Below are 18,827 nucleotides of genomic sequence, written 5' to 3' on the forward strand. Positions count from 1 at the left end.
TAAGAGTAAAACATGTCATATATTAATAATAACATAACACCAATTCATGAAATAATAGAAGAGATCCGTAAAGGAAAAATGATTATTTTAATGGATGATGAAAAACGTGAAAATGAAGGTGATTTATTAATATCTTCTGAATTTGTTTCTCCTGATATTATTAACTTCATGATAACGTATGGTAGGGGATTAGTCTGCTTAACATTAAATGAAGAATTTTGTAAGAAATTAAATTTAACACCTATGGTTGAGATTAATTCAGCTAGATATGGTACTAATTTTACTCAATCTATAGAAGCTGCTCATGGGGTTACTACAGGTATTTCTGCTTATGATAGATCTGTTACTATAAAAACAGCAATCAATAAAACAGCTAGACCTACAGATTTAGTAAAACCAGGACATATATTTCCTATTAAAGCACTTAATGGAGGAGTATTAGAAAGATCAGGTCATACAGAAGCAGGTTGTGATCTCACATCTATAGCTGGATTAACTCCATCTGCAGTCATATGTGAAATATTACATCCCAATGGTACTATGGCTAAATTTCCTTACATATCTGAATTTTCGACTCAGCATAATATAAAAATAGCTACAATCAAAGATTTAATAAAATATCGTTTAAAAACCGAATCAATTTTTAAAAAGATAAATAAAAATTTTATAAATACTAAAATAGGTACGTTTGTATTTTATTATGATAGTATTAATATAGCTATTAATACTATTTTTTTACAAAATATTAATTTTAATAATAGAGATAATATATATTTAAATATATATAGCGATTGTATAAATAAAACTTTAGAATATGAAAAAAATAATTTTTTTAAGGCTATTAAAAATATAGATAACTTTAATAAAATTACTATTTTTATGAATTCTAGTGTAAATTTTATTAAATATATTTTTAATGAATATAGAATATATAATTATGAATATATTTTTGATTTTTTAGATTTTAATAAAATTAATCTCTATAAAAATATTTATGATATTAAGTTTAATAGTTTGTTTTTAAATAGTATTACTTCTTTAATATTAAATGATTTAAATATCAGTAATGTTAAATTAGATAAATCTATTAATGAGTTTTACAGTTTAGAAAATTATTAATCAGGTAATCTATGAATAAAAAAATAAGAATAGCAATAGTGTTGTCTAAATTTAATGAAAATATTGGCAAAATAGAGCTAGAATCATGTTTAAGTGAATTATATAATTTTGGTTTAAATAAAAATGATATATCAATATTTTATGTGCCTGGAGCTTTAGAATTAGGAGTTGCTATTTACCACATTATACAGTCACAAAAATTTAATTCTATTATAGCATTAGGAGCAGTAATAAGAGGTGATACATATCATTTTGATATAGTAAGTAATGAAATGGCAAGTGCTATTTCTACACTATCTTTAAATACTGGTATTCCAATAGCAAATGGAGTATTAACAGTAGATAATGAGCAACAAGCTCTGTTGAGAGCTAAAGAAAAAGGTATTGATTGTGCTAAAGTTGCTGTAGAAATGTTTAATCTTATAAAATCATTATATTAAAAATTAAAATATTATGAATATGAAAAAAAAATATAATGATAATCTTAGTCGTAAATCAGCTAGAAGTCGTGCAAGAGAATTAGCTTTACAAAATCTATATACATGGTTAATAAATGTCAATGATAATACCAATATAAATGATGATAATTTCAATGAATTAAATTCATATAATATCGATGTTGTATGGTACAAAACTTTATTAGAAGGTATCAAAAAAGATGCAAATTTTTTACGTAATAGTTTTTTAGAGTATATAGATAGATCTTTACAAGAAATGTCTCCTATAGAACATGCTATATTATTAATCGGAAGTTTTGAATTAATTATGAAAAAAGATATTCCATACAAAGTTGTAATTAATGAATCTATAGAATTATCTAAAATATATGGTGGTTCTGATGGTTTCAAATTTATTAATGGTGTTTTAGATAAACTAGCAAATAAATTTCGTAATGACGAAATGATAAAAATTTAGAATAAAAAAGTATAATAAAATTAATAAAAAATAATTTATGTCTGAATTTCATATAATTAAAAAATATTTTAGTAAATATTTTAGGAATAAATTTAATAAAGAAATATTAGGTGTTGGAGATGATTGTGCTATATTTTCTGCACAAGAAAATCAAAAAATAGCTATCAGTACTGATATGTTAATAGAAAAGCGTCATTTTTTTTCAAATACCAATCCATATAATATAGGATATAAATCTTTAGCTGTTAATTTATCTGATTTAGCAGCTGTTGGTGCGCATCCTATAGGTTGTTTATTAAGTATTGGTATACCAACATTTAATAAAGAATGGTTATTTAAATTTTCAAAAGGTTTTTATGATATTTCTGAAAAATATGATTGCCCTTTGATTGGTGGCGATACTACAAAAAGTAATAAAAGCATAATAATCAATGTAACTATTTTTGGAAATATACCTAATACCAAATCAATGAAAAGAGATAATGCAAAAATAGGAGATGAAATATGGGTTTCTGGAGTTTTTGGAGAACCTGATATTGCATATCGTATTTTGTCTGGTCAAATTCATAATATTGATAATATTTTAGAAAATATCAAAATATCTTTAGAAATGCCTATACCTAGAATAACGTTAGGTAAAGAACTAATAGATCATGCAAATGCTGCTATAGATATATCTGATGGTTTGATACAAGATTTAAATCATATTTTAGAAGCTAGTAAGGTTGGTGCTAATATTAATTATAAAGCTATCCCAATTTCTAATAAAGTTATCAAATTACCAGAAAATATAAAAAAATATGCTGTATTAAATGGTGGAGATTTATATGAGCTATGCTTTACAGCTCCATTACATAAACATGATACAATAGTTGATATTGCAAAACAGTTAAATATTAAATTAAGTGTCATTGGCAATATTACTTCTAATACTACTTTAAAAATTAATGGTATTGAAAAAAATTATGATATTAATGGATTTGATCATTTTAAGTAAGAATCAAATAATATTAAAATGATTATAAATTTTAAATGGATATTTAAAAAACCAAATAGAGCTTTAGCATTTGGTTTAGGAAGTGGGTTATTTATAGCTCCAGGAACTACTGCAACATTATTTTCTTGGTTAATTTGGTATTTGTTATCAGATTTTTTATCTTCAAGTTTTATAATCACAATAATTATTGTAGGTTTTTTTTATGGTTGCTATATATGCGATCAATTAAATAATGAATTAAAATTAAGTGATCATCCAAGTATTGTGATAGATGAAATTATATCTTTTTGGTTAGTGTTATTATTAGTAAAAGATATTTTTTATATAAAGTTAATATCTTTTTTATTATTTAGAATAATTGATATTATTAAACCTTTTCCAATCAACATAGTTGATAAATTTATTAAAAATGGATTTGGAATAATGTTAGATGATTTATTTGCAGCAATATTTACAATATTTATAATAAATATTATTTTTTAATAAAAGAATCATTAATAATACTATTGATTTTATTATTTAGTACTTTAGCTTGATCTGCAGAATATTGCATCCAATTGATATTTATATTATCAATATAAGGATATAATATATTTCTAGATGAATTGATTAAAATTCCTGATCCTAATTTATTGATTCCAGCATTAATAGTAGATTCTAAATTACCTCCTTGAGCTCCAATACCAGGTATTAATAATGGCATATCTTCTCCAACTATATCACGAACCTTTTTTATATCATTTGGAAATGTAGCCCCTACTACTAAAGCACATTGTTTATTATAATTCCATTTTTTTGCAATTGTATCTGCAATATGTAAATATAGACTATTCCCATTATTTAATATTAATTCTTGAAAATCTTTGCTACTTTTATTTGAGGTTTTACATAAAATTATCACTCCTTTATTTTTTCTATTTAAGAAAGGTAAAATAGCATCTAATCCCATATATGGATTTACAGTAACAGAATCAACTTCATATCGTTCAAATATTTCTTGAGCATATTTTTCTGATGTATGCCCTATATCGCCTCTCTTAGCATCTAATATTGTTATTAATTCAGGATAATTTAATTTTATATAATTACATAATTTTTCTAATTGATTTTCAGCTTTATATGCAGAAAAATAAGCTATTTGTATTTTAAATCCACAAACATAATTGTTTGTAGCATCAACTATGCATTTACAAAATTCAAAAATAGATTCTTTTTTTTCAATTAATTCTTTAGGAAATTTACTAGGTTCTGGATCTAGCCCCACTACTAATAGTGAATTATTTTTTTTCCAGGATATTGTTAATTTATTATAAAAATCCATATATCTATAATTATTTATTATTAAATAAAATTTGAAATTATTTAGAAAATAACTTATCAAGCATTTCTAATCCAGTTAATTTATTACTAATTTCTTTAAGTGCAGTAATAGCATATTTATTTTTTGTTTCCATTTTAGGAGCATGACCTTGTACTAATTCTCTAGCTCTATGAGCGGCTACTAATGTTAGTATAAAACGATTATTTATATTTTTTAAACAACTTTCTATTGTAACAGAATCCATATTTTTATATTTTGTAGTGATTAAATTAATTAAATTTAATATTAAAACAAATCTATTATTTAAATATCAAATATACCGAGTTCTTTAAATAAATTAAAATATTTTTTTGATTGCACTCTGAATTTTAATTTTTCCGTTCTAATAATTTGTTCAATATCTGTTAATGCATCATTAAATATGTCATTTATAATAACATATTCACATTCTCGAGTATATTTTATTTCTTTTGAAGCATTTTGTAATCTTTTTTTAATTGTATCATTATCATCTTGGGCTCTATTTTGTAAACGTCTTTTCAATTCATATAATGATGGAGGTAAAATAAAAATAGTTATTAAATTAGGAAAAATTTTTTTAATTTTTTTCGCACCTTTGTAATCTATTTCTAACAAAACATCTTGACAATTATTTAATGCTGATATAATAGGTTGCAATGGAGTTCCATACATATTACCATGGACATTTTCCCATTCTAATAGCATTTTATTTTTTTTCATATTTTCAAAAGTTTCTAGTGAAACATACTGATAATCTACGCCATCTATTTCATTTAGTCTTTTATTTCTAGTTGTAACAGAAATAGATAAAAAAATAGAATTATATTTTTTAATTAAAGCTTTAGCTAAACTAGATTTGCCAGCTCCACTAGGGGCAACAAGTATAAATATACTATTATTTTCTATATTCATTATATATTTTGTATAATTACCTTAGTTATTTAACGTTAATGATATTGTTACATCAAAATTATATTGTTTTATCAATATTATTAATTTCATATATAATATAATTTGATAATAATTATTAATATAAATTTTACATTACTTTTTATCAATTATATTAAATATATTTTTTATAGTAATTTAATATGAATATTATTATTATTTTATTCCATTCAAAATTCAATATACAATAATGAAACTTTTTTCATAATATTGATAATTAAATGTAAGGTAATTTATTATGCATAATACTAAAATTGATATGGAAACTCACAATTCAACATTTTATAGTCCACCTGCTATATCATTTCAAGGCTGTCAAAATGCTGAACATGCAATAAAATTATTAATAGAAATATATGATAAAAATACTAAATTTTTACAAAATACTTTTAATGACATTTTAAATAAAAAAAATTTTACTACATCAAGAGTAAGAGCTTATTATCCAGCTATAAGAATATTTGTGCGTACTCATGATATTCTAGACTCAAGATTTTCTTATGGTAGTGTAGCAGGACCAGGAATTTATCAAACTACTATTACTCAACCGAAGCTTTTTAAAGAATATCTTTTGGATCAAATAAATTTGTTAATACAAAATCATAAAGTACCTGTATTTATAGGTGAATCAGACTTGCCTATGCCTTTACATTTTGCATTACCTTATGGGTCTCATGTGGAAGGTTATAAAATTGATTCTATAAAAAGACCTTTAAGAGATGTTTTTGATGTTCCTGATTTATCAGTTACGGATGATAATATAGTTAATGGGACTTGGAAAAAAAGTACGCATAATGACTTTAAGCCATTAGCACCTTTCACAGCAATTCGTACTGATTATTCATTACATCGTTTACAACATTATACTGCTACATCACCTGATTTTTTTCAAAATTATATACTTTTTACTAATTATCAATTTTATGTAGATGAGTTTTGTACTATAGCTAAAAAATTGATACTATCTGGTAATAGTGAATATGAAGCATTAATTGAACCTAATAATATTATTACTACTAAAGATAATAAAAATATTGATAATATTAAAAATAATGCTAAAAAAATACCACAAATGCCAGCCTATCACTTAATTAGGAAAAATCATTCAGGAATTACATTGATAAACATTGGTGTTGGACCTTCTAATGCAAAAACAATTACTGATCATATTGCAGTTTTGCGTCCTCATGCTTGGTTAATGTTAGGTCATTGTGCAGGATTAAGAGATTCTCAAAAATTAGGAGATTATGTGCTCGCTCATGCTTATGTAAGAGATGATCATGTATTAGATTCTGATTTACCTACTTGGGTACCAATACCAGCATTAGCAGAAATACAAGTTGCATTAGAAAAAGCTGTTGAAGAAGTATCAGGTTTATCAGGATGGGAGTTAAAAAAAATTATGAGAACTGGTACAGTAGCTACTATTGATAATAGGAATTGGGAGTTAAGAGATAATCATGAATTAGTAGAAAGATTTTCTCAATCTAGAGCTATTGCATTAGATATGGAATCAGCAACTATAGCAGCAAATGGCTTTAGATTAAGAGTTCCATATGGTACTTTACTATGTGTATCAGATAAACCTCTCCATGGAGAATTAAAATTACCTGGTATGGCAAGTAAATTTTATGTTCAACAAGTTAATAAGCATCTTGAAATAGGAATAAAAACTTTGGAATTACTCAGAAATATGCCTCCAGAAAAATTACATTCTAGAAAATTACGTACTTTTATGGAAACTGCTTTTAAATAATATCAAATATTAATATTATTTGGTGGAGTGAGGGAGAATTGAACTCCCAACCTTCGCATTGCGAACACGAAACTCTACCTTTTGAGCTATCACCCCCTATATTATTATATAGCTAATTTAATTATTACTGGTGCATGATCTGATGGTCTATGATTATTTCTTATATTATTGTCAATAATATAACTGTTACAAAATTTTTTAATATTATCTGAAATTAATATATGATCAATTCTAGCTCCTAAGTTACGTTTAAATGAATTAAATCTATAATCCCACCACGTAAAATTTTTATCTAATGGAGCAAATAATTCATATGTATCATTTAATCCAATGTCGAGAATATTTTTAAATATTTTTATTTCTTTATCGGAACATAAAATTTTATTTTTTAATAACTTAAAATCATAGATATCTGTTTGATTAGGAGCAATATTATAATCTCCAGCTAAAATTAAATTTTTATTAAATTTTAATTCATAGTGCAAATGATTAATTAATGTTTTAAACCATGCAACTTTATATTCAAATTTCTGAGATTTAATATTTTGCCCATTAGGACAATATATATTAATGATTCTCAATTTTTTTAAATTAATGAATACATCTAATGCTAAAAAGCGTTTTTCTTCATCAATAGAATTATTTAATTTATCAATTATATTAAAACAAGGATATCGACTTAGAATTGCTACTCCATTATATTTTTTTTGTCCATTCCAATATGCACGATATCCTATATTATTTATATCTTTTATTGGGAAATTATTATTTTGTAATTTTATTTCCTGTAAACAAAGAATATCTATATTTTGTTTTAATAAAAAATCACATACCTGATTTAATCTAACATTTAATGAATTAACATTCCATGTAGCAATAATCATATTTTAAGTATTTATTTCATATTTTTAATTGCATGTGACAACCTGCTTTTGTGTCTAGCAGCTTTATTTTTATGAATAATACCCTTATCAGCAACTATATCAATAGTTTTATTAGCCTTTTTGAAAGATTCAGTAGCATTATCTTTATTTCCAGAATCAATAAATTGACGTACTCTCTTAATAGCAGTACGTAACATCGAACGTAGGCTAGAATTATGTTTATTGCGATGATCAGATTGTCTAGAACGTTTACGAGCTTGAATAGTGTTAGCCATTTTTTTATCTTTAAGAAAATTTTACATTTAAAATTATATTTTTTGAATTTTATCAAATTTTGATAAAATTGCAATTTTAAGTGATTAGTTTATTTAAATTAATAATTATTAATATATGAAAAATCTTTTAATTTTATACCAAAAATAAATAATGATAAAATATAAATAAATAAACAAATTAATAAAATTGATATAAGTATAACAAATCTTAAGACATAATTATCATTTAAAGATATCCAATATATATTAGTATTAATAAATTTAGTACAAATAATCAATATTATTGCAGAAGGGCATATAGAAAATATTATTTTTTTTAATTGATTATTAGGTTTAAAAATATTAAATTTTATTAATTTTTTAATTAATAATAAAGAGTTTAATATTGCACCTAAGCTTATTGAAATTGCTAAACCAACATAATCAAATATGGGGACAAATATTATATTAAAAAATTGTGTAATTATTAAAGAGATTATAGAAATTTTTAAAGGAGTTTTAATATCTTGCATTGCATAAAAAGCTGATCCTAATATTTTAATAGATATTAAACTAATAATTCCTATAGAATAGGCACATACAATGCTCTGTGTTTGATTTACATCATAAAAATTAAATTTTCCATAATAAAATAATACAGATACTAATCCTTCTGATAATATTGCCATAAATATAGCTATAGGTATTCCAATACATATAACTAAACTTAATGCCCAATTAAGAATTTTATTATATCCTTCATAATCTTTTTCATAATATTTTTTAGATAAAAGCGGTAATAGAATAGTAGTTAAAGTAATTCCAAGCATAGCATTTGGAAATTCCATGATTCTATCAGCTAATGTAATATATGTAATACTTCCTGTACTTAACCAAGTAGCTATATTAGTATTAATTATTAAAGATATTTGAATTATTGATACTCCAACAAAAGCAGGAAGCATTTTGCTAAGTATATTTTGTACATTTTTATCTTTCCATGCTTCAAATATATTAATATCAAACTTTGGAGATAAATTATAATAATATAGATATAACCACTGTACTAATAATTGTAAAAATCCACCAATTAATACTCCTATTGATAATATATATATGGATTTTTTATATAACATGCAACAAAAAATAATAGCAATATTTAGTAAAATAGGTGTAAATGCAGTCAAAAAAAATTTTTTCCAAACATTTAATATACAAGAATATAAAGCTACTATAGACATAAACATTATATAAGGAAACATAATTCTAGTCATATTAGTAATCAATAAAAAATCTTCTTTATATAATGTACCACTAGCTATAAAACTAACAATAATTTGCGCAAATAAAATTCCTAATACCGTTAAAAATATTAAAAATAATATTAATATTGTAAATATTTTATTAATTAATAATTGAAAATTATATTCATTAAAATTAGATTTAGCATTACTAATTACAGGCGTTAATACTTGTGCAAAAGATCCATCTGCTAATAAACGTCTTAACATATTAGGTATACGAAAAGCAATCCAAAATGAATCTGTTAAATAATTTGAACCAAATGTATAAGTAATTAATATATCTCTAAATAATCCACTAATTCTAGAAAAAAACGTAATAATGCTAATAATTAAAGTTGATTTTATTATATTCATATTACATCAAAATTAGTTACAATATATGGCTTAATATTCTATCTCTTACTTCCTCTACAGTACCTAATCCAGAAATTTGCAAATATTTTGGTGCATTATTATTTAATTTAGATAAAGATAAATAGTAATCAATTAGCGGTTTAGTTTTTTGATAATATATAGATAATCTATTTTTGACTGTTTCGACTTTATCATCATCTCTTTGTATTAAAGGTTCTCCAGTTATATCATCTATACCTTGATTAATTGGTGGTTTTAAATTTATATGATAAGTTCTACCACTAGCTGGATGTATTAATCTACCACTAATTCTATCCACTATTATTTTTTCAGACAATTCAATATTAATTACAAAATTTATTTTAATATTTATTTTTTCTAATGCCTGAGCTTGAAAAACATTTCTAGGAAAACCATCAAGCAAATATCCATTTTGACAATCATTCTGTGAAATTCGATCTATTACTAATTTAATAATCAACTCGTCACTAACTAATTTACCAGCATTTATTATGTTTTTAATATCATTAGCTATGGATGAATCAGATTGCATAATAGATCTTAACATATCACCTGTAGAAATTTGTGGAATATGAAAATATTTTGTTAAAAATACAGATTGGGTGCCCTTGCCTGCTCCTGGGGGTCCGAGCAATATAAGACGCATATTCTATCTCCTATTATAGTATTTACTAAAATTTACAGATTTAAAAATTTTCCTTATACTTTTTTGTAATCTCTTTTAATGTATCAATTTATAAATATTATTTTTATATGTCATAACTGTAAAATACTATTTTATAAAACTAAATATTAAACAAATCTCAATATTTAATTTTTTCTAAATTATGTTTTAATAAAAAATTGTCATATAAATATGCTGTATTCTATAGCTTTGTATATTGATTTAAAATTTATTTGTTAAATTTAGTTATGGAACAACAAAAGGTTACTATTACAAATAGCTTTTAGTTTATTGATATTTACAAAATTAATTATTAATTAATAGTTAATAAATATAAATATTTACAAAAACTCTATAATCTAATTTTATAGAATATTAAAGTTTTATTGTTATGTAATTTAATTTTTATTAATAATGAATGTTAATTTCAAATATTTTTATCCATTAAGGTAATGCCAAAACAAAATAGATTACTTCTAATTATCATAATAAAAAATTTACAATAATATCTAAATTATTGAAATTAATTTTTCATGAAACAATCTTCTGGTTTAAGTAATATAGGGATATTATCTTCTATATAAAAATCAATAGAGTCTAATTTGCATATTAATTTGTTATTTTGTAAATCTATATCAAACTTATTCTTACATATAGGACAAACTAAAACTTCTAAAATATTAGTCTTCATAATTTATATTATTCTATTTTTTTTAAATCAATACATTATTTTTATATTATAGCAATATATTTTTAATTATACATAAAACCTTATATTTATATTTATTTGATAATTTTGTAAATACTATTAATGCAAATATTTTATTATATTATTTTTAATATTCTAATATATCTATTAAAATAAGTTATTCAAATAAAATATTTTATTTTTTATAAATAGTAAAATTATTCTAAATTTATTAAAAAAATATCCACAATTTCTGTTGATAAGTTTGTGTATAACATAATTATTAATTATATTAATAGTATGTTTGTACTAATTTGATAATTTTTTTATAAATATAATTTGTGTTTATAATGCTATACTAATATTTATAAAATATACATTAATTATTAAAAATGACTTTTTCAAATAATCATACTTAAAAGGTATATATATGTTATTTACTTTACCTGAACTTCCATATGATGTTAATGCATTATCTCCATTAATATCTAAAGAAACTATAGAATTTCATTATGGAAAACATCATCAAACGTACATAAACAACTTAAATAATCTTATTTCTAATAATGAAATTTATGAAAATGCAACTTTAGAAGAAATTATTAAAAAATCTTCTGGAGCATTATTTAATAACGCAGCACAAGTCTGGAATCATAATTTTTATTGGAATAGTCTATCTCCAAATAAAAAAAAACCATCTGATTTAGTACTAAATGCAATTATATCTAAATGGAAAAGCTTAGATAATTTTAAAAAAGATTTTAGTAATATGGCTATTAGTAATTTTGGTTCTGGATGGACATGGTTGGTAAAAAAAGAAAATTCAGATTTGGAAATAGTGAATACTAGTAATGCTTATACGCCGGTTACTACATCTGATATTCCATTATTAACATGTGATGTATGGGAACACGCTTATTATATTGATTATAGAAATGCACGTCCTAAATACCTTGAATCTTTTTGGGATTTAATTAACTGGGATTTCGTCAATGAAAATTTTAATATGAAATAATTATTTACAAAAATATTCCACATATATTATAAATATGTGGAATATTAGGTAAATTAGGTATCTATACCTATGCGATTAAATTGCATTAATATCAATAGCTTGTTTACCTTTTTGTCCAGGAACAACTTTATAAGATACTCTTTGACCTTCCTTTAATGCTTTAAATCCATTCATTTGAATTGATGAAAAATGTGCGAATATGTCTTCACCACCATCATCTGGAGCAATAAAGCCAAATCCTTTAGAATTATTAAACCATTTTACTGTACCTATGGATTTCTCTGTATTTCCAGAACTATGGCTATTGTTAATTTCAGACATTTAAAAAACCTCTTTAACTATAAATCAAAAATCTTAAATATATTATATAAAAGATACTACATCGAGAGTTATAATACTCTCAGGAATATTATAAATATATAATTTGTTTTTTACAAACATACTTATTATATATAATTTTAAGATTATACTGAATAGGTAAATCATATTTATATGATATTTATATTACATATTTAATTTATTTTTTGTATTAAACTATTAAGATACACATAATTGGAGTATTTATGATTCATAATCCGTTTTTAAATAATATTTTGGAAAAATTTAATAATTTAGTAAACAATAGTGATCTGGTATCTATTAAAAATAATTTACATAATATAGGATTAGAATCTTTAAAAAAATTAGATCTTGTTACCAAAGATGAATTTGAACTTCAAACAGAAATATTAGAAAATTTAATAAATAAAGTACATGATTTATCTTTACAATTGAAACAATTAGAAGAAAAAATTATTAAATTAGAAAATAATCAATAAAATATTCATATTTTATTTATTTTATTTAGTTTTTCGAGTTACAATATATCTTCAAAAAGAAATAGATTTTTTGGTAAAATAAGATTTATTAATAAATTTTTAATAAACACCTTAATCTATAATTATTAAAAGTGTTTAGGAATTAATATGCCTAAGATGAAAACTAAAAAAAGCGCTTCTAAGCGTTTTAAAATTAGAGGTAGCGGTTCCATTAAGCGCGGACAAGCTTTTAAACGTCATATATTGACAAAAAAGAATACCAAACTTAAACGTCAATTGCGTGGTACAACATCTGTGCATAAATCTGATGTTGCTTTAGTTAAAAATATGATGCCTTATGCTTTATAATGGAGATTAAATCATGCCTCGAGTAAAACGTGGTGTCACTGCTCATGCTCGCCATAAAAAAATCATTACTGCAGCTAAAGGGTATCGTGGACGCCGTAATAATGTATTTCGTATCGCAAAACAAGCAGTGATGCGTGCAGGACAATATGCCTATAGAGATCGTCGTAATCGAAAAAGGACATTTCGTGCATTATGGATCACTAGAATTAATGCAGCTGTTAGAGAACATAATATGTCATATAGTGTTTTTATAGCTGGATTGAAAAAATTAATGATAGAATTAGATAGAAAGGTATTATCTGATTTAGCAATTAGAGATAAAGTAGGTTTTGCTGCTATTGTAAATAAAGTTAAATCATCTATTGTATCTTAAAATATCATAATAATATTCATACAATATAACAAATAATCCTTATTTGGTGTTTTAAAGACGTGATATAATTAATTTTTATATTACGTCTTATTTTAATTTATAATTATGAAGAAATTATTTGAAGAATTAGTTTCTAATGCTAATATAGAATTTAATAATACAAACGACTTAGTTTCTCTAGAACAAATAAAATCTAAATTTCTAGGAAAAGAAGGTAGCGTAACAAAATTATTAAAAAATATAAGCAAAATAAAAAAAGAAGATAGAAAACAATTTGGAATTTATGCTAATTCTTGTAAATCTCAAATAGAAAATTTATTAAAAAATCGACGTAATCATATTTCTAATGTTTATTTAAATGACAAATTAAATAAAGAATATATAGATGTTACTTTACCAGGTAGAGGTTTTTTAGGCGGTAGTATACATCCTATAATGATAACATGGGCTAGAATTGAAAAAATTTTTCATTCTATAGGATTTGATGTTGCTGATGGACCTGAAATAGAAGATGATTGGAATAATTTTACTGCATTAAATAATCCTATTGATCATCCAGCAAGATCAATGCAGGATACATTTTATTTAGATATGAATGATAATTATGGTAAAAAACTTTTATTAAGAACTCATACTAGCCCTATGCAAGTTAGGTATGCTAAATCTCATAAACCACCTATAAAAGTAATTTCTCCGGGTCGAACTTATCGAGTAGATAATGATTCTACTCATTCACCTATGTTTCATCAAGTTGAAGGTTTATGGATATCTGAAGATATATCTTTTGCGAATCTAAAATTTATATATATTAATTTTTTGCGTTGTTTTTTTGAACAAGAAAATTTGGATGTTAGATTTAGACCTTCATTTTTTCCATTTACAGAACCTTCTGTAGAGATGGATATGATGTTTAAAACTGGCCCTAATAAGGGCAAATGGCTAGAAATATCAGGTGCTGGTCAAGTTCATCCAAATGTTATTCGTAATTTTGGTTTAGATCCAGAAAAATATATGGGTTTTGCTTTTGGTTCTGGATTAGAGCGTTTAACAATGTTACGTTATGGTATTAGTGATTTACGTAATTTTTATGAAGGTGATTTGCGTTTTTTATCTCAAATAAAGTAATTTAATATATTATGAAAATTTTAGAATCTTGGTTGAGAGAAATTATAAATCTTAATAACTTTACTACTGAAGAAATTGCTAATTTGCTTACAATGTCTGGGTCAGAAGTCGATAACATTGAATATATATCACATCAATTTCATGATTATAATAATTTAATAGTTGTAGAAATTGTTGATTATTATGTACATAATCAATCAGATGATATGCTTGTATGCAATGTACATTGTGGCAATGAAAATTATCAAAAAGTATTATGTAGAAAAAAATCTTTTACAAAACTTGGCAATTTTAAATATAAAAAATTTATTTATGCTATAAATGATACTATTTTGCCAAATGGTATAAAAACTGTATCTAAAAATTTGAATGGAATCAATTATAATGGCCATATATGTTCAAATATAGATTTAGGTTTATCTTCTAATCAAGATGCTATAGTCATTAACAAAAATATCTCTGTCGGTACTAAATTGAATGATATAGATAATTTGTTTATTGATTCTATATTTAATTTAAAAATTACACCTAATAGATCTGATTGTTTATCTATGATTGGTATAGCAAGAGAATTATCAGCATTAACTAATACAAAAATAAATTTATTTGAAAATAAATCAAATTTTTTGGAAAATGGTAATTTATCAAAGAAAAAAAATTTTCCAGTACATATAAACATAGATAATGTATGTGGAAGATTTACTGGAAGAATTATACGTAATATTAATAATAATATTGAGTCTCCTTTGTGGATAAAAAAACGCTTAGAATATTCTGGTATAAAAAGTATTTCTGCATTAGTAGATATTTCTAATTATATTATGCTTGAATATGGTTATCCTTCGCATATATATGATTTTGATAAAATTAATGGTAAAGAATTTATTATAAGATTTGCTAAACAAAATGAAAAAGTACATTTATTAAATGATCAAATAATATCTTTAGATCAAGATGTTGCTGTTGTTTCTTCAAATAATAGGATTGAATGTATTGCTGGTATTATGGGTTCAATGCAATCTTCTATTAGTAAAAATACAGAAAATATTTATATTGAAATAGCTTTTTGGTATCCTAAAGCTATAATAGGTAAAGCAAAAAAATATAAAATTACTTCAGAGTCTAGCTATCGTTTTGAACGTGGTGTTGATTATCAAGATTCTATATACATTATGGAAATTATTTCTAGTTTAATATCAGAAATTTGTGGTGGAAATATAGATACTATAGATGATTATTGCTACTCTATGCCTAAAAGAAATCCAATATTATTTAGAACAAGTAGATGTAATAAAATTTTGGGTATCAATATTGATGTATCTAATATCGAAGAAATATTTGATAATTTGGGTTTTCATTTTACTAAAGAAAATAATAATACTTTTAATGTTATACCTCCATCTTATAGATTTGATATAAATATAGAAGAAGATTTAATAGAGGAAGTAGCAAGAATTTATGGTTTTAATAATATACCCGAAATAAGTGTAAAAGCTCCTAATATTCTTAAACCTGATTTTGAATATAAATTTACTTTGCATGATTTAAGAAAAATAATGTCAGGACGTAACTATCATGAAATCATAAATTATAGTTTTATAGATTTAAAAGATGAATTACAATTTTCAGAATCTTGTGATCATATTAATATATTAAATCCAATATCAAATAATTTATCTGTAATGAGAACATCTTTAATATCTGGATTAATTAACAAAATAAAATATAATTTTAATAGGCAACAATCTTCTATAAAGTTGTTTGAAATAGGTAGAGTTTTTATTAAAAATAATAATATCAAAAGTAATGATTTTCATATAAATGGGGTTGATCAACCTATTTTTTTAGCTGGTGCTGGTTTTGGTTCTATATTTGAAGATCAATGGGGATTAAAGAATAGAAATATTGATTTTTATGATATTAAAAGTGATATAGAGACATTGTTTAATTCAAAAAAAAGAAAACTTATATTTAAAGCTTGTTTTAATAAAATATTACATCCAGGTCGTGGAGCAAAAATTTATATTGATAATGAAGAAGTAGGATTTATAGGAGAATTAAATCCTACTTTAACGAAATTAATAGATTTACCTTTGTCGCCTATTGTATTCGAACTCAATACTAATTATTTAGTTGAAAAAGATATTATAAATGTAGAAAATATTTCTCATTTTCCAATTATTATACGTGATTTATCAATTAAAATTGATAAAAAAATATCTTATCAGATGATATTAGATAATATTAATAATATTATTAATAAGCATGAAAAAATATCTTCCATACTAAATAATTTTAATATATTTGACGTATGGGAAAATTCTTCTAATAATTTAAAAAACATTGGGCTTAGATTTTATTTTCAAAGTAAATATAAAACATTAGAAGATATTGTTATTAATGATTGTATGAATATTATTTCTCATGAGTTATCAATAATATATAATCATATATAATATGTTTTTATTTTAAATAATATTGATAAATATTTTATGAATATGATATTGACTAATATTAATTTGATATGGAGTTTTATATTATATGCAATTTAAAGATCAGGAATTATTAGTAGATGTTTCTACTGCTGCTATAGATACAGGCGGTTATGGTGTATTTTTAACTGTTACTGCAGAAGGTGGTACGGAGATAGGTACTACATTTTCTTATCTTGGATCTTGTGAATCTTTGTATGAAGCAAGATATTTAGCGGAAAATTTTGCTAAGAATTGGGTAGCAGAAAATTTGCTTTCTTAGTTATTGATTAGCTATGATTGAAAATCATTATCAAAAAATTGATGAAATTTTTTGCTATGTAACAGATTAATTTTAATAAAATATTGAAGAGTAAAAGACATAAATATGAAAAATATCTAAATTATAATTTATATTTATCCAATTATTAATAATAGTTGTATTAGCAAATATAAGAAATTAAAAAATTTTCATAAAATATATCTTTTTCAATATGTTGATTTTTACATTTTTTAATAATTTATTTTTTTATAAAAATTAAATTAATTATTTAAATTTTGTTGTATTTCTGCTGATCTTACAGTATTGTAAATTAGCATTGCAATAGTCATTGGTCCGACACCACCAGGCACAGGTGTAATTGCACTAGCTATTTGACTTGCTGATGTAAATTCTACATCACCACATATTTTACCTTCTTTATTGCGATTAATTCCAACATCCACTACAATGGCTCCTTGTTTTATCATAGATCCGTTTATAGTGTTTATCTTTCCAGTAGCTACTATAACTATATCTGCATTTTTCGTATGTAAAGATAAGTTTTTGGTTTTAGAATTGCATAATGTTACTGTTGCACCTTTATTTAACATTAGCATAGCAATTGGTTTACCAACTATATTACTTGTACCTATTACTACTATTTCTAGAGATTTAAAATCAATATTTTGATTTTCTAGTATTTTTAAAATTCCATATGGAGTACAAGGTATAAATAAAGGATCATTTGTTACTAAACGTCCTATATTACTAGGACTAAATCCATCAACATCTTTTTTAGGATTAATTGCTTCAATTATTTTTTTACTATTAATATGTTTAGGAAGCGGCAATTGTACTAATATACCGTGTATTTTTAAATTTATATTTAATTTTTCTATAAAATTTAATAATTCATTTTCAGTTATATCTTCTGAAAATTCTTGTTTCATAGAAAAAATTCCGTATTTTTGACAAGCTATTATTTTATTTTTTACATATATTTTTGAAGCTGGATCATTGCCAACTACAATAACAGCTAATCCTGGTATGATATTTTTTTTAGCAAGCATTTTAATTTTAATATCAATATCATTATATATTAGTTTTGATACAGCATGTCCGTCTATGATTTTGGCATTATTATTCATAATTTTTAAATTTTTTTAATT

General features: G+C 23.3%; 23 protein-coding genes and 1 tRNA gene. 13 read left to right on the forward strand and 11 right to left on the reverse strand.

Going from position 1 to position 18,827, the window contains the following annotated elements; translation table 11 throughout:
* The first annotated feature begins 12 nt into the window (after nt 1-12).
* Genes ribB through CKSOR_RS01320 form a run of 5 tightly spaced genes read left to right on the forward strand, consistent with a single transcriptional unit; the run spans nt 13 to nt 3,514 of the window.
* Nucleotides 13-1,119 (forward strand): 3,4-dihydroxy-2-butanone-4-phosphate synthase, encoded by a 1,107-nt coding sequence (gene ribB / locus CKSOR_RS01300; RefSeq protein WP_108673799.1) that lies wholly within the window; start codon nt 13-15, stop codon nt 1,117-1,119.
* An 11-nt stretch (nt 1,120-1,130) separates the two neighbouring features.
* On the forward strand, nt 1,131-1,559 hold the full coding sequence (gene ribH, locus CKSOR_RS01305; protein WP_108673800.1) for a 6,7-dimethyl-8-ribityllumazine synthase: 429 nt from the start codon (nt 1,131-1,133) through the stop codon (nt 1,557-1,559).
* A gap of 13 nt (nt 1,560-1,572) precedes the next feature.
* Nucleotides 1,573-2,034: a transcription antitermination factor NusB gene (gene nusB, locus CKSOR_RS01310; protein ID WP_234411229.1), complete on the forward strand. Its 462-nt coding sequence runs from the start codon at nt 1,573-1,575 to the stop codon at nt 2,032-2,034.
* A 37-nt stretch (nt 2,035-2,071) separates the two neighbouring features.
* Nucleotides 2,072-3,031 carry a thiamine-phosphate kinase gene (gene thiL, locus CKSOR_RS01315; protein ID WP_108673801.1) on the forward strand — a complete coding sequence of 320 codons (960 nt, stop codon included), beginning with the start codon at nt 2,072-2,074 and terminating at the stop codon, nt 3,029-3,031.
* 18 nt (nt 3,032-3,049) lie between these two features.
* Nucleotides 3,050-3,514 (forward strand): phosphatidylglycerophosphatase A family protein, encoded by a 465-nt coding sequence (locus tag CKSOR_RS01320; protein ID WP_108673802.1) that lies wholly within the window; start codon nt 3,050-3,052, stop codon nt 3,512-3,514.
* Here the strand turns inward: CKSOR_RS01320 and pyrF are convergent.
* Genes pyrF through gmk form a run of 3 tightly spaced genes read right to left on the reverse strand, consistent with a single transcriptional unit; the run spans nt 3,504 to nt 5,285 of the window.
* A complete protein-coding gene (gene pyrF / locus CKSOR_RS01325; protein ID WP_108674214.1) occupies nt 3,504-4,352 on the reverse strand; it encodes an orotidine-5'-phosphate decarboxylase in 849 nt (282 codons plus the stop codon). The two genes, CKSOR_RS01320 and pyrF, sit on opposite strands and share 11 nt — an antisense overlap.
* 37 nt (nt 4,353-4,389) lie before the next feature.
* Nucleotides 4,390-4,596 (reverse strand): DNA-directed RNA polymerase subunit omega, encoded by a 207-nt coding sequence (rpoZ, locus tag CKSOR_RS01330; protein WP_108673803.1) that lies wholly within the window; start codon nt 4,594-4,596, stop codon nt 4,390-4,392.
* 59 nt (nt 4,597-4,655) lie between these two features.
* Entirely contained in the window at nt 4,656-5,285 is a 630-nt protein-coding gene (gmk, locus tag CKSOR_RS01335) for a guanylate kinase (protein WP_108673804.1), read from the reverse strand.
* 295 nt (nt 5,286-5,580) lie between these two features.
* On the opposite strand from gmk, the gene CKSOR_RS01340 reads away from it, so the two are divergent.
* Complete coding sequence (locus CKSOR_RS01340; protein WP_108674215.1) at nt 5,581-7,077, forward strand: AMP nucleosidase; 1,497 nt, start codon at nt 5,581-5,583, stop codon at nt 7,075-7,077.
* Nucleotides 7,078-7,097: 20 nt separating this feature from the next.
* Here CKSOR_RS01340 and CKSOR_RS01345 read toward each other — a convergent pair.
* The 6 genes from CKSOR_RS01345 to CKSOR_RS03605 all read right to left on the reverse strand — a co-directional run bounded on the left by CKSOR_RS01345 (nt 7,098) and on the right by CKSOR_RS03605 (nt 11,249).
* A tRNA-Ala gene (locus CKSOR_RS01345) sits at nt 7,098-7,173 on the reverse strand.
* An 8-nt stretch (nt 7,174-7,181) separates the two neighbouring features.
* A complete protein-coding gene (gene xth, locus CKSOR_RS01350) occupies nt 7,182-7,961 on the reverse strand; it encodes an exodeoxyribonuclease III (protein ID WP_108673805.1) in 780 nt (259 codons plus the stop codon).
* Nucleotides 7,962-7,972: 11 nt separating this feature from the next.
* Nucleotides 7,973-8,236, reverse strand: coding sequence for a 30S ribosomal protein S20 (gene rpsT, locus CKSOR_RS01355; RefSeq protein WP_108673806.1), 264 nt, complete (start codon nt 8,234-8,236; stop codon nt 7,973-7,975).
* A 98-nt stretch (nt 8,237-8,334) separates the two neighbouring features.
* On the reverse strand, nt 8,335-9,873 hold the full coding sequence (gene murJ / locus CKSOR_RS01360; RefSeq protein ID WP_108673807.1) for a murein biosynthesis integral membrane protein MurJ: 1,539 nt from the start codon (nt 9,871-9,873) through the stop codon (nt 8,335-8,337).
* Between the two features lie 16 nt (nt 9,874-9,889).
* A complete protein-coding gene (adk, locus tag CKSOR_RS01365) occupies nt 9,890-10,540 on the reverse strand; it encodes an adenylate kinase (RefSeq protein WP_108673808.1) in 651 nt (216 codons plus the stop codon).
* Nucleotides 10,541-11,081: 541 nt separating this feature from the next.
* The gene (locus CKSOR_RS03605; RefSeq protein ID WP_150130248.1) at nt 11,082-11,249 is read right to left on the reverse strand and encodes a Trm112 family protein; all 168 of its coding nucleotides are present in this window, start codon (nt 11,247-11,249) and stop codon (nt 11,082-11,084) included.
* Nucleotides 11,250-11,676: 427 nt separating this feature from the next.
* On the opposite strand from CKSOR_RS03605, the gene CKSOR_RS01370 reads away from it, so the two are divergent.
* On the forward strand, nt 11,677-12,261 hold the full coding sequence (locus CKSOR_RS01370) for a superoxide dismutase (RefSeq protein ID WP_108673809.1): 585 nt from the start codon (nt 11,677-11,679) through the stop codon (nt 12,259-12,261).
* A 75-nt stretch (nt 12,262-12,336) separates the two neighbouring features.
* On the opposite strand, the gene CKSOR_RS01375 is transcribed toward CKSOR_RS01370, so the two are convergent.
* On the reverse strand, nt 12,337-12,582 hold the full coding sequence (locus CKSOR_RS01375) for a cold-shock protein (RefSeq protein ID WP_108673810.1): 246 nt from the start codon (nt 12,580-12,582) through the stop codon (nt 12,337-12,339).
* Nucleotides 12,583-12,824: 242 nt separating this feature from the next.
* Between CKSOR_RS01375 and CKSOR_RS01380 the strand changes: the two genes are divergently transcribed.
* The 6 genes from CKSOR_RS01380 to CKSOR_RS01405 all read left to right on the forward strand — a co-directional run bounded on the left by CKSOR_RS01380 (nt 12,825) and on the right by CKSOR_RS01405 (nt 17,679).
* Nucleotides 12,825-13,079: an accessory factor UbiK family protein gene (locus CKSOR_RS01380; RefSeq protein WP_108673811.1), complete on the forward strand. Its 255-nt coding sequence runs from the start codon at nt 12,825-12,827 to the stop codon at nt 13,077-13,079.
* A 147-nt stretch (nt 13,080-13,226) separates the two neighbouring features.
* Complete coding sequence (rpmI, locus tag CKSOR_RS01385; protein WP_108673812.1) at nt 13,227-13,427, forward strand: 50S ribosomal protein L35; 201 nt, start codon at nt 13,227-13,229, stop codon at nt 13,425-13,427.
* Nucleotides 13,428-13,440: 13 nt separating this feature from the next.
* Nucleotides 13,441-13,800: a 50S ribosomal protein L20 gene (gene rplT, locus CKSOR_RS01390; RefSeq protein ID WP_108673813.1), complete on the forward strand. Its 360-nt coding sequence runs from the start codon at nt 13,441-13,443 to the stop codon at nt 13,798-13,800.
* A 105-nt stretch (nt 13,801-13,905) separates the two neighbouring features.
* Nucleotides 13,906-14,925 carry a phenylalanine--tRNA ligase subunit alpha gene (gene pheS / locus CKSOR_RS01395; protein ID WP_108673814.1) on the forward strand — a complete coding sequence of 340 codons (1,020 nt, stop codon included), beginning with the start codon at nt 13,906-13,908 and terminating at the stop codon, nt 14,923-14,925.
* Between the two features lie 11 nt (nt 14,926-14,936).
* Entirely contained in the window at nt 14,937-17,381 is a 2,445-nt protein-coding gene (gene pheT, locus CKSOR_RS01400; protein WP_108673815.1) for a phenylalanine--tRNA ligase subunit beta, read from the forward strand.
* 85 nt (nt 17,382-17,466) lie between these two features.
* Nucleotides 17,467-17,679 (forward strand): hypothetical protein, encoded by a 213-nt coding sequence (locus tag CKSOR_RS01405; RefSeq protein WP_108673816.1) that lies wholly within the window; start codon nt 17,467-17,469, stop codon nt 17,677-17,679.
* A 260-nt stretch (nt 17,680-17,939) separates the two neighbouring features.
* Here the strand turns inward: CKSOR_RS01405 and folD are convergent, their stop codons facing one another.
* A complete protein-coding gene (gene folD / locus CKSOR_RS01410) occupies nt 17,940-18,806 on the reverse strand; it encodes a bifunctional methylenetetrahydrofolate dehydrogenase/methenyltetrahydrofolate cyclohydrolase FolD (RefSeq protein ID WP_108673817.1) in 867 nt (288 codons plus the stop codon).
* Nucleotides 18,807-18,827 lie beyond the last annotated feature (21 nt).

The organism is Candidatus Kinetoplastibacterium sorsogonicusi (genome assembly GCF_003072465.1).
In the GTDB taxonomy this organism is placed as follows: domain Bacteria; phylum Pseudomonadota; class Gammaproteobacteria; order Burkholderiales; family Burkholderiaceae_B; genus Kinetoplastidibacterium; species Kinetoplastidibacterium kentomonadis.

What these genes read in the sequence shown, in the direction of transcription:
- rpoZ (WP_108673803.1), bottom strand. Translation starts at nt 4,596, where the DNA reads ATGGATTCTGTTACAATAGAAAGTTGTTTAAAAAATATAAATAATCGT.
- CKSOR_RS01375 (WP_108673810.1), bottom strand. Translation starts at nt 12,582, where the DNA reads ATGTCTGAAATTAACAATAGCCATAGTTCTGGAAATACAGAGAAATCC.
- rplT (WP_108673813.1), top strand. Translation starts at nt 13,441, where the DNA reads ATGCCTCGAGTAAAACGTGGTGTCACTGCTCATGCTCGCCATAAAAAA.
- ribH (WP_108673800.1), top strand. Translation starts at nt 1,131, where the DNA reads ATGAATAAAAAAATAAGAATAGCAATAGTGTTGTCTAAATTTAATGAA.
- nusB (WP_234411229.1), top strand. Translation starts at nt 1,573, where the DNA reads ATGAATATGAAAAAAAAATATAATGATAATCTTAGTCGTAAATCAGCT.
- CKSOR_RS03605 (WP_150130248.1), bottom strand. Translation starts at nt 11,249, where the DNA reads ATGAAGACTAATATTTTAGAAGTTTTAGTTTGTCCTATATGTAAGAAT.
- pyrF (WP_108674214.1), bottom strand. Translation starts at nt 4,352, where the DNA reads ATGGATTTTTATAATAAATTAACAATATCCTGGAAAAAAAATAATTCA.
- pheS (WP_108673814.1), top strand. Translation starts at nt 13,906, where the DNA reads ATGAAGAAATTATTTGAAGAATTAGTTTCTAATGCTAATATAGAATTT.
- rpsT (WP_108673806.1), bottom strand. Translation starts at nt 8,236, where the DNA reads ATGGCTAACACTATTCAAGCTCGTAAACGTTCTAGACAATCTGATCAT.
- CKSOR_RS01320 (WP_108673802.1), top strand. Translation starts at nt 3,050, where the DNA reads ATGATTATAAATTTTAAATGGATATTTAAAAAACCAAATAGAGCTTTA.
- CKSOR_RS01405 (WP_108673816.1), top strand. Translation starts at nt 17,467, where the DNA reads ATGCAATTTAAAGATCAGGAATTATTAGTAGATGTTTCTACTGCTGCT.
- folD (WP_108673817.1), bottom strand. Translation starts at nt 18,806, where the DNA reads ATGAATAATAATGCCAAAATCATAGACGGACATGCTGTATCAAAACTA.
- CKSOR_RS01370 (WP_108673809.1), top strand. Translation starts at nt 11,677, where the DNA reads ATGTTATTTACTTTACCTGAACTTCCATATGATGTTAATGCATTATCT.
- ribB (WP_108673799.1), top strand. Translation starts at nt 13, where the DNA reads ATGTCATATATTAATAATAACATAACACCAATTCATGAAATAATAGAA.
- thiL (WP_108673801.1), top strand. Translation starts at nt 2,072, where the DNA reads ATGTCTGAATTTCATATAATTAAAAAATATTTTAGTAAATATTTTAGG.
- CKSOR_RS01380 (WP_108673811.1), top strand. Translation starts at nt 12,825, where the DNA reads ATGATTCATAATCCGTTTTTAAATAATATTTTGGAAAAATTTAATAAT.
- murJ (WP_108673807.1), bottom strand. Translation starts at nt 9,873, where the DNA reads ATGAATATAATAAAATCAACTTTAATTATTAGCATTATTACGTTTTTT.
- xth (WP_108673805.1), bottom strand. Translation starts at nt 7,961, where the DNA reads ATGATTATTGCTACATGGAATGTTAATTCATTAAATGTTAGATTAAAT.
- rpmI (WP_108673812.1), top strand. Translation starts at nt 13,227, where the DNA reads ATGCCTAAGATGAAAACTAAAAAAAGCGCTTCTAAGCGTTTTAAAATT.
- pheT (WP_108673815.1), top strand. Translation starts at nt 14,937, where the DNA reads ATGAAAATTTTAGAATCTTGGTTGAGAGAAATTATAAATCTTAATAAC.
- adk (WP_108673808.1), bottom strand. Translation starts at nt 10,540, where the DNA reads ATGCGTCTTATATTGCTCGGACCCCCAGGAGCAGGCAAGGGCACCCAA.
- gmk (WP_108673804.1), bottom strand. Translation starts at nt 5,285, where the DNA reads ATGAATATAGAAAATAATAGTATATTTATACTTGTTGCCCCTAGTGGA.
- CKSOR_RS01340 (WP_108674215.1), top strand. Translation starts at nt 5,581, where the DNA reads ATGGAAACTCACAATTCAACATTTTATAGTCCACCTGCTATATCATTT.